The organism is Microbacterium hydrocarbonoxydans (assembly GCF_011752045.1).
Classification (GTDB): domain Bacteria; phylum Actinomycetota; class Actinomycetes; order Actinomycetales; family Microbacteriaceae; genus Microbacterium.
Map to the genome: position 1 here is coordinate 194,567 of NZ_JAAKXW010000005.1, position 14,583 is coordinate 209,149.

Annotated in this window: 13 protein-coding genes; 7 read left to right on the forward strand and 6 right to left on the reverse strand. The window is 70.2% G+C overall.

The annotated features are described in order from the left end of the window. The first annotated feature begins 7 nt into the window (after positions 1-7). Positions 8-517: an Lrp/AsnC family transcriptional regulator gene (locus tag G6G98_RS14830; protein WP_067354392.1), complete on the forward strand. Its 510-nt coding sequence runs from the start codon at positions 8-10 to the stop codon at positions 515-517. A 19-nt stretch (positions 518-536) separates the two neighbouring features. Here the strand turns inward: G6G98_RS14830 and G6G98_RS14835 are convergent, their stop codons facing one another. The 4 genes from G6G98_RS14835 to aceB all read right to left on the reverse strand — a co-directional run bounded on the left by G6G98_RS14835 (position 537) and on the right by aceB (position 4,717). Continuing rightward, a complete protein-coding gene (locus G6G98_RS14835; RefSeq protein WP_067354396.1) occupies positions 537-971 on the reverse strand; it encodes a hypothetical protein in 435 nt (144 codons plus the stop codon). 34 nt (positions 972-1,005) lie between these two features. Next, positions 1,006-1,344 carry a hypothetical protein gene (locus tag G6G98_RS14840; RefSeq protein WP_164234399.1) on the reverse strand — a complete coding sequence of 113 codons (339 nt, stop codon included), beginning with the start codon at positions 1,342-1,344 and terminating at the stop codon, positions 1,006-1,008. 102 nt (positions 1,345-1,446) lie between these two features. Beyond that, entirely contained in the window at positions 1,447-3,042 is a 1,596-nt protein-coding gene (locus G6G98_RS14845; RefSeq protein ID WP_067354402.1) for an isocitrate lyase, read from the reverse strand. A 28-nt stretch (positions 3,043-3,070) separates the two neighbouring features. Next, complete coding sequence (gene aceB / locus G6G98_RS14850; RefSeq protein WP_067354405.1) at positions 3,071-4,717, reverse strand: malate synthase A; 1,647 nt, start codon at positions 4,715-4,717, stop codon at positions 3,071-3,073. Between the two features lie 139 nt (positions 4,718-4,856). Here aceB and G6G98_RS14855 point away from each other — a divergent pair, with 139 nt between their 5' ends. After that, positions 4,857-6,308 (forward strand): helix-turn-helix transcriptional regulator, encoded by a 1,452-nt coding sequence (locus G6G98_RS14855; protein ID WP_067354408.1) that lies wholly within the window; start codon positions 4,857-4,859, stop codon positions 6,306-6,308. A 7-nt stretch (positions 6,309-6,315) separates the two neighbouring features. Here the strand turns inward: G6G98_RS14855 and G6G98_RS14860 are convergent, their stop codons facing one another. After that, the gene (locus G6G98_RS14860) at positions 6,316-6,873 is read right to left on the reverse strand and encodes a TetR-like C-terminal domain-containing protein (RefSeq protein WP_067354412.1); all 558 of its coding nucleotides are present in this window, start codon (positions 6,871-6,873) and stop codon (positions 6,316-6,318) included. 66 nt (positions 6,874-6,939) lie between these two features. Between G6G98_RS14860 and G6G98_RS14865 the strand changes: the two genes are divergently transcribed. Continuing rightward, positions 6,940-7,638, forward strand: coding sequence for an MBL fold metallo-hydrolase (locus tag G6G98_RS14865; protein ID WP_067354415.1), 699 nt, complete (start codon positions 6,940-6,942; stop codon positions 7,636-7,638). Positions 7,639-7,659: 21 nt separating this feature from the next. Here the strand turns inward: G6G98_RS14865 and G6G98_RS14870 are convergent, their stop codons facing one another. Next, positions 7,660-9,168, reverse strand: a complete 1,509-nt coding sequence (locus tag G6G98_RS14870) for a PucR family transcriptional regulator (protein WP_067354419.1) — start codon at positions 9,166-9,168, stop codon at positions 7,660-7,662. Between the two features lie 98 nt (positions 9,169-9,266). Here G6G98_RS14870 and gabT point away from each other — a divergent pair, with 98 nt between their 5' ends. The 4 genes from gabT (at position 9,267) to G6G98_RS14890 (ending at position 14,573) form a co-directional block, all read left to right on the forward strand. Continuing rightward, the gene (gene gabT / locus G6G98_RS14875) at positions 9,267-10,628 is read left to right on the forward strand and encodes a 4-aminobutyrate--2-oxoglutarate transaminase (RefSeq protein WP_067354422.1); all 1,362 of its coding nucleotides are present in this window, start codon (positions 9,267-9,269) and stop codon (positions 10,626-10,628) included. A 134-nt stretch (positions 10,629-10,762) separates the two neighbouring features. Beyond that, on the forward strand, positions 10,763-12,148 hold the full coding sequence (locus tag G6G98_RS14880) for a flavin monoamine oxidase family protein (RefSeq protein WP_067354425.1): 1,386 nt from the start codon (positions 10,763-10,765) through the stop codon (positions 12,146-12,148). Further along, complete coding sequence (locus tag G6G98_RS14885; RefSeq protein ID WP_067354429.1) at positions 12,148-13,032, forward strand: universal stress protein; 885 nt, start codon at positions 12,148-12,150, stop codon at positions 13,030-13,032. Before G6G98_RS14880 ends, G6G98_RS14885 begins: the two co-directional genes overlap by 1 nt. After that, positions 13,032-14,573, forward strand: coding sequence for an APC family permease (locus G6G98_RS14890; RefSeq protein WP_067354432.1), 1,542 nt, complete (start codon positions 13,032-13,034; stop codon positions 14,571-14,573). The genes G6G98_RS14885 and G6G98_RS14890 overlap by 1 nt, the downstream gene beginning before the upstream one ends. Positions 14,574-14,583: the final 10 nt, after the last annotated feature.

A 14,583-nucleotide genomic window follows, 5' to 3' on the forward strand; every position in this document is an offset into this window, starting at 1 on the left:
GATTCGCATGGACACGTCTACCGAGGGCCTTTCCTCGAACACTCTTCGGGCGCCGGCGCTCGACGCGGTCGACGCCAGGATCGTGCGGCTTCTCAGCGCCGACGGCCGGATGACGAACGCGCAGCTCGCCGGGCACCTCGGCGTCGCCCCGTCGACGGCGCACGCCCGGCTGCGGTCGCTCATCGAGCGGGGCGTGATCACCGGCTTCCACGCGAGCGTGGACGAGCGGATGCTGGGCGCAGGGCTCCAGGCCATCATCGGCGTCGTGCTGCGCCCGAGCGGGCGGCGGGAGAGCATCGTGGAGTTCGCCGAGCGGGTGCGCGTGCTGCCGCAGGTGATCCAGGTGTTCTTCCTCGGCGGAGACGACGATTTCCTGCTGCACATCGCCGTCTCCGATTCCTCGGAGATGCGCGAGTTCGTGCTCGAGCACCTCTCGGCGCAGTCCAGCGTCGCATCCACGCGGACGAGCATCGTGTTCGACTACCACCGCAACTCGGTGGCCGCCTCGTTCCACTGAGTGGCCGCGGGTGCGGAGCTCACCACCGCTCGCCGATGTCGCAGGTGCAGAAGTCCGCGTAGCGCCGCGCCGGGTGCGCAGGGTCGCTGAGATCGACGATCGCCGCGGCCTCGGTGTTCGCGGGCTCGTCGCCGGCGAGCTGCCAGACGGCGCTGTTCCAGAGCCGGCGCGTCGCCTCCTCGAGCAGGGCCGCCGGGCCGGAGACCACGACGACGTGATCGTGCTTCGGGCCGGCGCGGAGCGGAGCGACCACCTCGGCGCGGAGCATCCGCTCGTCGCCGTCCTCCGAATGCGCGCGCTCCACCCGCTGCCCGGCTGCTTCGAGCGCAGCCCCGAGGTCGTCGGCGGCGCGGCGCGAGCGCTCGGCATCCGCCCCTGCCACAGCCAGCAGCCGGGCGCCGGCAGGGTAGAGATGCAGGAACTCGGCGGCGATGCCGCTCCACGCGTCGGTCATGGGATCAGGCTACGCCCGAGGGGGCGCCGGGCGATCACAGGAGGAGGGCGACCTGGGTCAGGAGCCACAGCCCGCCGAGCGCCCACATGCAGCCGGCGAGGATGCAGAGGTTGCGCGAGAGCGGATGCCGCGGCAGCCCGCTGAGGAGGATGACGGCCGCGATGAGGAGCGGGATGCCGAGGAAGAACAGCGCCTGGAGGACCTGCTCGAGGGGCGTCAGCTCGCGCGGCACCGGGTCGATGTACACGCCCCGCTCGGTCGTCAGCGTGCCGATGATCCAGCACGACCCGGCGATCGTCAGGAGGTTCAGCAGCATCGACGCACCGCGCCGCAGGCGGATGGTCCAGGGCGAGGGGGCTGTGCGTCTCGGCATGCAGGCGAGCGTAACCGGGTCCTGACGCGTCGCGGGAGTTCTCCACAGGCGGAGCCCCTCGGCCGCGGGATGTGCGGTCGAGGGGCTCCTGTGCAGAAGAGGTCAGCTGAACTGGTTCATCGTGTTGTGCTGACCGCCGGCCTTGAGGGCGGCGTCTCCGGCGAAGTACTCCTTGTGGTTGTCGCCGATGTCGCTTCCCGCCATGTTCTGGTGCTTGACGGTGGCGATCCCTCCGCGGATCTCGCGGCGCTGGACGCCCTTGACGTAGGCGAGCATCCCCTCGTCGCCGAAGTAGCCCTTGGCGAGGTCGTCGGTCGACAGCGCCGCCGTGTGGTAGGTCGGCAGGGTGATGAGGTGGTGGAAGATCCCCGCGCGGGCGGAGCCGTCGCGCTGGAACGTGCGGATCTTCTCGTCGGCGAGCCGCGCGAGCTCCGTGTCGTCGTACTCGACGCTCATCAGCCGGTCGCGGTCGTAGGCCGAGACGTCCTCGCCCTGCGCGGCCAGCAGGTCGTACACCTGCTGGCGGAAGTTCAGCGTCCAGTTGAACGACGGGCTGTTGTTGTAGACGAGCTTCGCGTTCGGGATCTCCGCGCGGATCGCGTCCACCATGCCTGCGATCTGCTCCACGTGCGGCTTCTCCGTCTCGATCCACAGCAGGTCGGCGCCGTTGCGCAGGGAGGTGATGCAGTCGAGCACGACGCGCTCCTCGCCCGTTCCGGGGCGGAACTGGTACAGGTTGCTCGCCAGCCGCTTCGGGCGCAGCAGCCTCCCGTCGCGCTTGATCACGACGTCGCCGTTGCCGAGCTCCGCCTCCGAGATCTCCTCGACGTCGAGGAAGGAGTTGTACTGGTCGCCGAGGTCGCCGGGCTCGTGCGTGACGGCGAGCTTCTGGGTGAGCCCAGCGCCGAGCGAGTCGGTGCGGGCCACGATGATGCCGTTGTCGATGCCGAGCTCGAGGAACGCGTAGCGGACCGCGTTGATCTTCGCGAGGAAGTCCTCGTGCGGCACGGTGACCTTGCCGTCCTGGTGACCGCACTGCTTCTCGTCGGAGACCTGGTTCTCGATCTGGATGGCGCAGGCGCCCGCCTCGATCATCTTCTTGGCGAGGAGGTAGGTGGCTTCCGGGTTGCCGAAGCCGGCGTCGATGTCGGCGATGATCGGGACCACGTGGGTCTCGTGGTTGTCGATCTGCGACTGGATGAACTCGATCGCGGTCTCGTCGCCCTGGGCCCGCGCCGCGTCGAGCTGGGTGAACAGCAGGTCGAGCTCGCGGGCGTCGGCCTGGCGGAGGAACGTGTAGAGCTCCTCGATCAGGGCCGGCACTGCCGTCTTCTCGTGCATCGACTGGTCCGGCAGCGGGCCGAACTCGGAGCGGAGCGCGGCGACCATCCACCCGGAGAGGTAGAGGTAGCGCTTGTTCGTCGACTTCAGGTGCTTCTTGATGGAGATGAGCTTCTGCTGGCCGATGAAGCCGTGCCAGACGCCGAGCGACTGCGTGTACAGCGAGGAGTCGGCATCGTACTCCTCCATGTCGCGGCGCATGATGCCGGCCGTGTACTGCGCGATCTCGAGTCCGGTGCGGAAGCGGTTCTGCGCCCGCATCCGCGCCGCCGATTCGGGGTCGATGGCGTGCCAGCCGGAGCCGTTCGCGTCCTTGAGGGCCTGGATCGCGTCGATGTCGTCCTGGTACGTGGTCATGTCAGATCCTTCGTGGGTGGGGGAGCGGTCAGTCGGTCTCGGTGAGGTACCGGGAGTACGCACCGAGGGTGAGGAAGGTGGGGAACTCGGGCTGCAGCGCGACCTCGCGGAAGACGTCGGCAGCGTCGTCGAAGCGGTCGCCGGCGAAGCGGGTCGCCTGGGCGAGCACCTCGCGGATCAGGCCCTCGACGTACTCGGCGGTGATCGCGGTGCCGTCCTCGGTGCTGCGGTCCTGGTGGATCCACTGCCAGACCTGGGAGCGGCTGATCTCCGCGGTGGCGGCATCCTCCATGAGGTTGTCGATGGCGACGGCGCCGAGCCCCCGCAGCCAGGCCTCGAGGTAGCGGATCGCCACGGAGACGTTGTCACGCACGCCCTGCGCGGTGATCGGCCGGCCGATGCGGAGGTCGATCAGGTCGGATGCCGAGACGTGCACGTCCTCGCGCCGGCGTTCGATCTGGTTCGGTCGCTCGCCGAGCACCGCGTCGAACTCGGCCTGGGCCGTCGGGATGAGGTCGGGGTGGGCGACCCAGGTGCCGTCGAAGCCGTCGCCGGCCTCGCGCTTCTTGTCGGCGGAGACCTTCTCGATCGCGCGCTGCGTGACCTCGGGGTCGCGGCGGTTCGGGATGAACGCGCTCATGCCGCCGATCGCGTAGGCGCCCCGCTTGTGACAGGTCTGCACGAGGAGGTCCGTGTAGGCGCGCATGAACGGCACGGTCATGGTGACCTCGCTGCGGTCGGGGAGCACGAAGCGGGCGCCTCGGCCGCGGTAGTTCTTGATGATCGAGAAGATGTAGTCCCAGCGTCCGGCGTTGAGTCCTGCGCAGTGGTCGCGCAGCTCGTAGAGGATCTCGTCCATCTCGAAGGCGGCGGGCAGGGTCTCGATGAGGACGGTCGCACGGATGGTGCCGTGCGGGATCCCGATGTACTCCTCGGCGAAGGAGAACACGTCGTCCCACAGCTTCGCCTCTTCGCTGGACTCCAGCTTGGCGATGTAGAAGTACGGGCCGCGGCCGTTCGCGATGAGCTCCTGCGCGTTGTGAAGGAAGTACAGGCCGAAGTCGACGAGGGATCCGGAAGCCGCCGTGCGGCGCCCCGCCCGGTCGGTGAACTCGATGTGCTTCTCGGGAAGGTGCCAGCCGCGAGGCCGCATCACGATCGTGGGCGTGCGCTCGGCGGTGACCCGGTATTCCTTGCCCTCGGGGGAGGTGTACGCGAGCTCGCCCCGAATGGCGTCGCGCAGGGCGAGCTGCCCCTCGATGACGTTCTTCCAGGTCGGGCTGGTGGCGTCCTCCTGATCGGCCAGCCAGACCCGCGCGCCGGAGTTCAGCGCGTTGATGGTCATCTTCGGGTCAGTGGGTCCGGTGATCTCGACGCGGCGATCCTCCAGGCCGGGTCCGGCGCCGGCGACGCGCCAGTCGCGGTCCTCGCGGATGTGCGCGGTGTCCTCGCGGAAGCGGGGGTCGTGGCCGTTGCCGATCTCGAAGCGACGGCGCATGCGGTCGGCGAGCCGGTCGTGACGGCGGGCGGCGAACCGGTGGTGCAGCTCCGTGAGGAAGGCGAGCGCCTCGGGGGTGAGGATCTCCTCGTAGCGATCGCGCAGGGGACCGGTGACCGTGATCGCCGGGCCCTGCTGCGCCGTCCGGATCGGTGCGGTGATGGTGGGAGTGCTCATGATCGGAAGCCCTTTCTTCGGATGATCTGGCGGCGGCGCCGGGTGGCTTGGTTCCACTGTGAGTGAAGTTCAGTGGCCCACCCGACCAATCGCGCTGTGAAGTTTGATTGAAATTCTGTTTCTGTGACAGAATCTCCGCATGACCACCCCAGTCGTCGAAGAAGACGCCGACGCTCTCACGATCGGCCGCCGCATCCGCCAGCTGCGCACCGCGCGGGGGATGACGCTCGAGGACCTCGCCGTGGCCGTCGATCGCGCGCCGAGCCAGATGTCGATGATCGAGACCGGCAAACGCGAGCCCAAGCTCACGCAGCTGCAGGCGATCGCGCGTGCACTGGGCGTCACGATCGACGCCCTGCTGGAGGGAGAGCCGCTCGACGAGCGCAGCGCCGTCGAGATCGCCCTGGAGCGCGCCATGAAGGGCCAGACGTTCCAGGCGCTCGGGATCGAGCCGTTCCGCATCGCGAAGAGCGTGCCGACGGATGCGCTCAAGGCGATGCTCGCGCTGCACGGCGAGATCGACCGGCTGAAGGACGAGCGGGCCGCCACTCCGGAGGAGGCGAGGCGCGCGAACGTCGAGCTGCGTCACCTCATGCGCCGGCAGGACAATCACTTCGCCGATCTCGAGGAGAAGGCATCCGAGATCCTCACCGCGGTCGGGCACTCGGGCGGGCCGCTCACCCAGCGCACGGCATCCGAGATCGCGGCGTACCTCGGCTTCACGCTGCACTACGCCCCGGACCTGCCGCAGACCACCCGCAGCGTGGCCGATCTCGCGAACGGGCGTCTCTACCTCTCCAGCCAGGTGCAGGCCAAGGGCGACGCCCGGACGGCGGTGCTGCAGGCGCTCTCCAGCCGGATGCTGGGTCACGCCGAGCCGCGCAGCTATGCGGAGTTCCTGCGCCAGCGCGTGGAGACGAACTACCTCACCGGGGCCCTGCTCATGCCGGAGGGGCATGTGGTGCCGATGCTGCAGGAGGCGAAGGCGCGCAGGGCCATCTCGATCGAGGATCTCCGCGACGCCTACTCGGTGTCGTACGAGACGGCGGCGCACCGCTTCACGAACCTCGCCACCCGGCACCTCGACATCCCGGTGCACTTCCTCAAGGTGCACGAGTCGGGGACCATCACGAAGGCGTACGAGAACGACGACGTGAACTTCCCGACCGACCGGCTGGGCGCGATCGAGGGGCAGATGTGCTGCCGCCGGTGGACCAGCCGGGTGGTCTTCGACGAGGACGACCGGTTCAACCCGTACTACCAGTACACCGACACCGGCAACGGCACGTACTGGTGCACGGCCCGCGTGGAGGCGTCGAGCGAGGGGCTGCACTCGGTCAGCGTGGGCGTCCGCTTCGACGACACCAGGTGGTTCGTCGGGAGGGACACTCCGCATCGCGGCGTGTCCAAGCACTCCGTCGAGGTGTGCTGCCGCCGGGCCCCGGCCGAACTGGAGGAGCGCTGGCGGCAGAACTCCTGGCCCAACGTGAAGACTCCGCGCACGCTGCTCGCGACGCTGCCCACCGGCGCGTTCCCCGGCGTGGACACCACCGACGTGTACGAGTTCCTCGAGGCGCACGCCCCGCGCTGAGCGGTGCTCAGCCGCCGATGCCGCGCAGCACGATCTCCAGGCCGCGGTCGAAGGCCGCGTCGACGTCGCCGCCCTGGCGGAAACCGCCGTTCTGCTCCATCATGCAGAAGCCGTACGCCCAGGCGGTGAGTGTGCGCGCCGCCGAAAGGCGGTCGGCGGGAGCGATCGCGCCGACGGAGTCCAGCAGGACGTTCATCAGCGGGACGACGCCCTCCGGGGAGGGGCCCGCCTGCGGGGCGGGTGCGCCGAAGAGCAGGGTGATCACTGTGGGAGAGCGTCCGGCGAGCGCACGCAGGGCTCGCGCGACGCCGGAGAGGACCTCGCGGGGGTCCTCGATCGCGGCGGCGAGTGCCGAGACCTCCGCGGTCAGCTCGGCGACCGCGTCGTCGGCGGCGAGGCGGAGCAGCTCGTGACGATTGGCGGCCCGCTTGTAGAGGCTCGGCGCACGCACGCCGACGGCGGCGGCGACCGCGCTCATGGTCACCGCGTCGAGACCGTCGCGCTCGGCGATGGTGCGCACGGCGGCGACCAGCTCTGCGGTGCTGACTCTGCGTGGCGCGGGCATCCGTCCTCCTCGACAACAGCATAAGGCTATTGACCATAGCCTTCAAGGCTATGTATCGTAGCCATCATGAAGACTCAGCTCCTCCGCATCGGCGACGACATCGTCGCCCTGCACGCCGTGGTCACAGACGAGGGCGTCACGCTCATCGACGCGGGGCTGCCGGGGGACCGGCGGATCCTGCGCCGCGCGCTCGCGGCCGTCGGTCGTGATGTGTCGGACATCCGCGGCATCGTCCTCACCCACGGGGACAGCGACCACATCGGCATCGCGGAATGGCTGCGCGCGGAGCACGGCATCCCGACCTTCGTGCACGAGGCCGATGCGGGCCGGGCGCAGGGGGAGAAGACGCCCGGCGCGCCCGGAGGGAGGTGGCGGGTGGGGCCCACGCTGCAGTTCCTCGCCGTGGCGCTGCGCCGCGGGGCCCTGCGCCCGAGGCACCTCGGCGCCGTGCGCACGGTGCGCGACGGCGATGTGCTCGACCTGCCCGGGTCTCCGGAGATCATCGGGCTCCCGGGGCACTCTCCTGGGTCCATCGCGATCCGCGTCCCCGTGGCCGACGCGATCTTCGTCGGCGACGCCGTCACCACGCGACACGTGCTCAACGGGTCCGCTGAGGTGCAGGTGGGTCCCTTCAGCGATGACCCCGACCTCACGCCCGAGAGTCTCGAGCGTCTGCGCGCGCTCCCCGAGCGCGCGATCGTGGTCGGTCACGGCCCGATCTTCCGTGGCACCGCCGCCGACCTGCTCTCGTCGCTCGGGCGCTGAGACGGCGCCGCCGGACCGCTGTCAGTCCCGCGCGGTCTGCAACAGCGTCCAGAGCTCGGCGCGGGAGGGGAAGGACGTCAGGTCGATGCCCAGAAGCGCACCGGCCTGGGCGATCCGCGACCGCAGGGTGTGCCGATGCACGCCGAGGGCGACCGCGGCCGGCTCCGCGCGCGCGTCGTGCTCCAGCCAGATCCGCAGAGACCGCTCCAGCTCCGCCCCGGTGCGTGCGTCGTGCTCGCGCAGCGGTGCGAGGCGCGATTCGGCGACGAGCCGCGCCTCGTCCGTCGCCAGCGCGCTGAGGATGCTCGATCCCACGGTGTCCGCATAGCGGAACACCCCGGCATCGCCCTGCTGCCGGAGAGCGGCCAGCGCCTGGGCGTGCGCGCGGGAGAACGCGTCGTAGCCCTCGGGCTCTGACACGCCGAGGCGGATGCCGAAGCGCGTGGCGACCTCGTCGAGCAGCCCCTCGTCCTCCGCCGAGAGGCAGATCGTGACGCCCTCCTCGGACTCGGCGAGGAACACCGCCGTGCCGTGGTCGGATCGCTGCCGGTCCCACCAGTCGCCGAGCGGACCCGCAGGGGCATCGGAGGCCACGGCGACGACGATCGGGGCCGGCGGCACGCTGCCGAGCACCCGGCGGGCGAGCGCGGGATCGTCCCCGAGCAGCGAGCCCAGCAGCTGGGTGTGCAGGCGCCGGCGGCTGCGAGCCAGCTGCTCGCTCTGCTCGAGGGCGAGGCCGGCCATGGCGATGACGGAGGTGACGACCGTGCGGGCCTCCTGGTCGAGGGCGTCGATCGCGACGGCGATCACGCCGCGGAGCTGCCCGCCGCGGCCCACGGTGAACAGCATGAAGGTGTCCTCGCCGATGGTCAGCGACTGACCCGCCTCCAGTCCGCGGGTGAGCACCTCGGTGACGTGCGCGCCGAGCTCGGTCAGCACGTCCGGGCGGAGGCGATCGCGCGGATGCGAGATCTCGAGGGCGCCCGCTGCGTCGTACATGCCCACCCAGGCGTCCAGCCGGCGCCCGAGCTCGGCGAGGGTGGCGTCGAGGCCGCGGGGCCGGAGGGCGGCGAGGGCGAGCGCGCGCTGGGTGTCCAGTGCCCAGGATCGCCGAGCGTAGGCCTGTGCGGCGATCGCCTCGGCGTGGGCCCTGGCGACCGCGATGAACGGGGTGCGGTAGGGGACCTCGAAGAGGGGCATGCCGTGCGCGGCGCAGGCGGCGACCAGCTCCTCCGGGATGCCCGAGCGATGCACCTCGGTGCCGAAGCCGAGCCCGAGCACTCCGCGATCGGACAGCCGCCCCACATACAGGTCGATGTCGACGGCCTCGTCGAACTGCGTGCCGGTGGTGAGGAGGGCGAGGTCCTCGGAGAGGAACGGGGTGGGGTCGGCGAGGTCCGAGCTGTGCACCCAGCGCAGCGGCTGGTCCAGGGCGCCGGCCGGCAGCGCATCCTCGGCGGAGACGAGCGCGAGGCCCAGGTCGCGGCGACGCAGCAGCGCGCGCAGCGTCGAGGGGTCGGCCGTCACCATGGCATCCTCCTCATTTTGTACACGCTGGCGATTCGCTCGACAAGATTGTACAGAGTGGTGAGTGCGCCGGCTTGTTGAACATCCGTACGCTCACGGACATGGCCCTTCTCGACACCGCAGCTGTTGCAGTTCCCCTCGGCGGACCCGACCTCCCCCAGGAGCGTCGCCTCGTGACCGAGCTCCCCGGCCCGCGCTCGGCGGAGATCCTGGCCCGCAAGGCGGACGCCGTCGCCGCCGGTGTCGGCCACACCGTTCCCGTCGCCGCGGTCGCCGCAGGCGGAGGCGTCGTCGTCGACGCCGACGGCAACTCGCTCATCGACCTCGGCTCCGGCATCGCCGTGACCACGGTGGGCAACGCGCACCCGAAGGTCGCCGCGGCCGTCGCCGCGCAGGCCGCGCAGTTCACGCACACCTGCTTCATGGTCTCCCCGTACGAGTCGTACGTCGAGGTCGCCGAGGCGCTGAACCGCGTCACCCCCGGCGACTTCGCCAAGAAGAGCGCCCTGTTCAACTCCGGCGCCGAGGCCGTCGAGAACGCGATCAAGATCGCCCGCAAGCACACCGGCCGTCAGGCCGTCGTGGCCTTCGACCACGGCTACCACGGTCGCACCAACCTGACCATGGCGCTGACCGCCAAGTCGATGCCTTACAAGAGCGGCTTCGGCCCGTTCGCCCCCGAGGTGTACCGCGCCACCGCGTCGTACCCCTTCCGCGACGGACTCAGCGGCGCGGAGGCTGCGGCCCGCGCGATCCTCCAGCTCGAGAAGCAGATCGGCGCCGACAACCTCGCCGCGGTCATCATCGAGCCGATCCAGGGCGAGGGCGGCTTCATCGTCCCCGCCGACGGGTTCCTCCCCGCGATCGTCGACTGGTGCCGCGCGAACGGCGTCGTCTTCATCGCCGACGAGGTGCAGACCGGCTTCGCCCGCACGGGCGCGATGTTCGCCAGCGAGATCTTCGGCATCGAGCCCGACCTGATCACGACGGCCAAGGGCATCGCCGGCGGTCTTCCGCTCGCCGCGGTCACCGGCCGCGCCGAGATCATGGACGCCTCGCACACCGGTGGCCTTGGCGGCACCTACGGAGGCAACCCGATCGCCTGCGCCGCGGCGCTCGCCTCGATCGACGTCTTCGAGAACGACGGCCTCATCGAGCGCGCCCGCGAGATCGGCGAGCTCCTCAAGGGCCGCCTCGCCGGCATCCAGCAGGCCGACGCCCGCATCGGCGACATCCGCGGCCACGGCGCCATGATCGCTGCCGAGTTCGTGGACCCGGAGACCAACGCTCCCGACGCCGCGCTCACCGCCGCCGTCGCGAAGGCCGCCATCGCGAAGGGCGTCATCGTCCTCACCTGCGGCACGTACGGCAACGTCATCCGCTTCCTCCCGCCGCTCTCCATCAGCGACGAGCTGCTGAACGAGGGCCTCGACGTGGTCGCAGAGGCGCTCGCCGCCAACTGAGCCTGAGCCGGGGTCGCGCTCCCGCGCGGCCCCGGGCTCACAAGACGTCCGGTCGCGACCCGTGTCGGGGGATTTCGGGTCGCGGCCGGCACATTCCTCATCCCCCATCAGTCCCCCTGACGAAGGAGTTGCAGTTGGCTGAGATCACTCGAGACGTGCTCATCATCGGCGCCGGCGCTGCCGGCACCACCGCCGCGAACGACCTGCGCAAGGCCGGCCTCTCGGTCGCCGTGCTGGAGGCCCGTGACCGTGTCGGCGGACGACTGTGGACCGATGTCATCGAGGGCGCCATGCTCGAGATCGGCGGCCAGTGGGTCTCGCCGGACCAGGACGCCCTGATCGAGACCATCGAGGAGCTCGGGCTCGAGACGTACAGCCGCTACCGCGAGGGCGACAGCGTGTACGTCGGCCCCGACGGACAGCTGCACCGCTTCACCGGCGAGATGTTCCCCGTGTCGCCTGCGACCGAGGCCGTGATCGCCGAGATCACCGAGCGCCTCGATGCGATGGTCGCGGAGATCGACCCCGACCGCCCCTGGGAGCACCCGAACGCGGCCGAGTGGGACTCCGTCACCTGGGACGCCTGGCTCCGCCAGCAGACCGACGACGACGAGGCGGTCCGCAACCTCGCCTTCGCCACCGGCTCCGCGATGCTCACCAAGCCGACGCACGCGTTCTCGCTGCTGCAGTCGCTGCTGATGGCGGCATCCGCCGGTTCCTACTCGAACCTCGTCGACGCCGACTTCATCCTCGACAAGCGCGTCGTGGGCGGTCTCCAGCAGGTCCCGCTGCTGCTCGCCGAGCGCCTCGGCGACGACGTCTTCCTGAACCAGCCCGTGCGCACGCTCGAATGGAGCGACGCCGGCGTGGTGGCCCACACCGACGAGCTGACCGTCCGGGCGCGCTACGCGATCCTCGCGCACGCTCCGGTGCTGTACAACCGCATCTCCTTCGTGCCGCCGCTCCCGCGTCGCCAGCACCAGATGCACCAGCACATCTCGATGGGCTTCGTCATCAAGGTGCACGCGGTCTACGACCGCCCGTTCTGGCGCGAGCAGGGCCTCAGCGGCACCGCGTTCAGCCCCTACGAGCTCTGCCACGAGGCATACGACAACACCAACCACGGCGACGAGCGCGGCACCCTGGTCGGCTTCGTCAGCGACCAGAACGCGGACGACGTGTTCACGCTCTCCGCCGAGGAGCGCAAGGCGCGCATCCTCGAGTCGCTGGCGCACTACTACGGTCCCGAGGCGAAGAACCCGGTCGTCTACTACGAGAGCGACTGGGGCTCGGAGGAGTGGACCCGCGGCGCGTACGCGGCGAGCTTCGACATGGGCGGCCTGAACCGCTACGGCGCAGACCTCCGTGCCGCCGTCGGCCCGATCCACTTCGCCTGCAGCGACATGGCAGGCGCCGGCTACCAGCACGTCGACGGCGCGATCCGCATGGGCCGCCTCGCCGCCGCCGGCATCGTCACCGCTAGCCGCGAGGCCAGCGTTCTCGTCGAGAGCATCGGCTGATGACGGGCGCCATCGTCGTCGGGTACACGGCGACGGATGCCGGGGCGGATGCCGCGGCACTCGGCGCCCGCCTGGCGCGGAGCCTCGGCGCGACCCTTCACCTGGTGATCGTGCTGCCCTCCGAGGGCACCCGCAGCCCCCTCGTCGCGCCGGAGCGCGCCTACGAGGAGCACATCAGGGAGCAGGCCCGGCAGTGGCTGTCGGATGCCGTCACGGCTCTCCCGCAGGAGCTCACCCGTTCGGCGCACGTGCGCTTCGCCGAGTCCTTCGCCGAAGGGCTGATCGCCGCCGGCGAGGAGTTCGGCGCGCGCATGATCGTCGTCGGCGCCGCCGGCGGCGGGCTCTTCGGCCGCCACCGGCTCGGCAGCGTCGCATCCGCGCTGCTGCACTCCTCGACGATCCCCGTCGCGCTGGCGCCCGCCGGCATCGCGCAGGAGGACGACCACGTCGTCCCCCGCGTCACGGTCGCGGTCGGCACCCGTCCTGGCGCCGAGCCGCTACTCGACGAGGCGGCATCTCTCGCCGGCGACACCGGCACCGATCTGCGCCTCGTCTCCCTCGTGCCGTTCGACGTCCCGCAGGGGCTCGACACCGGAATGATCCGCCTGGTCGGAAACGCTCATGCGCACGACGTCCTGGCAGTCGCCTCGGAACTCCTCCCCGAGGGCCTCGGCGCAGTGATCGAGGAGGCGCCTGGCGACAGCGTCGAGGACGCGGTCTCCCGTCTCTCCTGGCTGCCCGGCGAGGTCATCCTCGTGGGCTCCTCGCGGCTCGCCCAGCCGCGGCGTCTGTTCCTGGGCTCCACGGCCGCGAAGATGCTGCACGAGCTGCCCGTCCCCATGATCGTCGTACCGCGCACCCGCGCTGAAGCAGGAGAACGCTGATGTCCAGCACTGATCGGGCGACGACGCCCGCATCCGGAGTGACGACCGGGATCTCCCAGAAGGGTCTGAGCGCCGGCGCCGTCGGCGTGCTCGGCGCGGTCGTCATCGGCATCTCCACGATCGCTCCCGCGTACACCCTGACCGCCTCGCTCGGCCCGACGGTCGCCGAGGTCGGCACGCAGGTGCCGGCGATCATCCTCGTCGGGTTCATCCCGATGCTGCTCACGGCCTTCGGGTACCGCGAGCTCAACCGGGTGATGCCGGACTCCGGCACCTCGTTCACCTGGGGCGTGCGGGCGTTCGGCCCGTGGATCGGCTGGATGACGGGCTGGGGCCTCATCGCCGCCACCGTGATCGTGCTCTCGAATCTCGCCGGCATCGCGGTCGAGTTCCTGTTCCTGCTGATCTCGCAGATCACCGGCAACGCGGAGATCGCGGACCTCGCCTTCAACCCGTTCATCAACGTGGCCGTCTGCCTGCTGTTCATGCTCGGCGCGACCCTCGTGTCCTACCGCGACATGCAGACCACGCAGAAGTTCCAGTACATCCTGGTCGGCTTCCAGCTCGTCGTGCTCGTCGTCTTCGCGGTCGTCGCCATCGTCAAGGCGCTCGACGGCGAGGCGCCGGATCCCACGACGTTCTCCTGGTCGTGGTTCAACCCGTTCGAGGTGCCGACGTTCAGCGCCTTCGCCGCGGGCCTGTCGCTGTCGATCTTCATCTTCTGGGGCTGGGACGTCGTCCTCACGATGAACGAGGAGACGAAGAACCCGGCGAAGACCCCCGGCCGCGCGGCCATGCTCACCGTGGTCATCGTCGTGAGCCTGTACCTGCTGCTGTCGATCGGTCTCATCATGTTCGCGGGCGTCGGCGACGGTCCGCTGGGACTGGCCAACGAGGACATCTCCGCCAACGTGTTCTTCGCGCTGTCCGACCCGGTGCTCGGCCCGCTCGCGTTCCTCGTGTCGCTCGCGGTGCTGTCCAGCTCGGCCGCATCCCTGCAGTCGACCGCGGTCGGCCCGGCGCGCACCCTGCTCGCGATGGGGTACTACGGCGCCCTGCCGAAGAAGTTCGCACAGGTGAGCCCCCGGTTCTTCACCCCCGGCTACGCCACGATCGTCTCCGCGGTGGTCGCCTCCGTGTTCTACGCGGTGATGCGCCTGGTCAGCGAGAACGTGCTCACCGACACCATCCTGTCGCTGGGCATGATGATCTGCTTCTACTACGGGCTCACGGCCTTCGCCTGCGTCTGGTACTTCCGCAGGCAGTGGTTCGACTCCGCGCGAAGCTTCTTCTTCACCTTCCTGTTCCCGCTCGTCGGCGGCGGCATCCTCGCGGTGCTGTTCGTCACCACCCTGATCGACTCGATGGACCCGGCCTACGGGAGCGGGTCGAACATCGGCGGGGTCGGACTCGTGTTCGTGCTCGGCGTCGGCATCATCGTCGTCGGCATCGCGATCATGATCTGGCAGTCGATCCGCCGCCCGGCGTTCTTCCGCGGGGAGACGCTGGGAATGGACGCCCCGGCGAGCATCCGCCGCTGAACCGCACCTC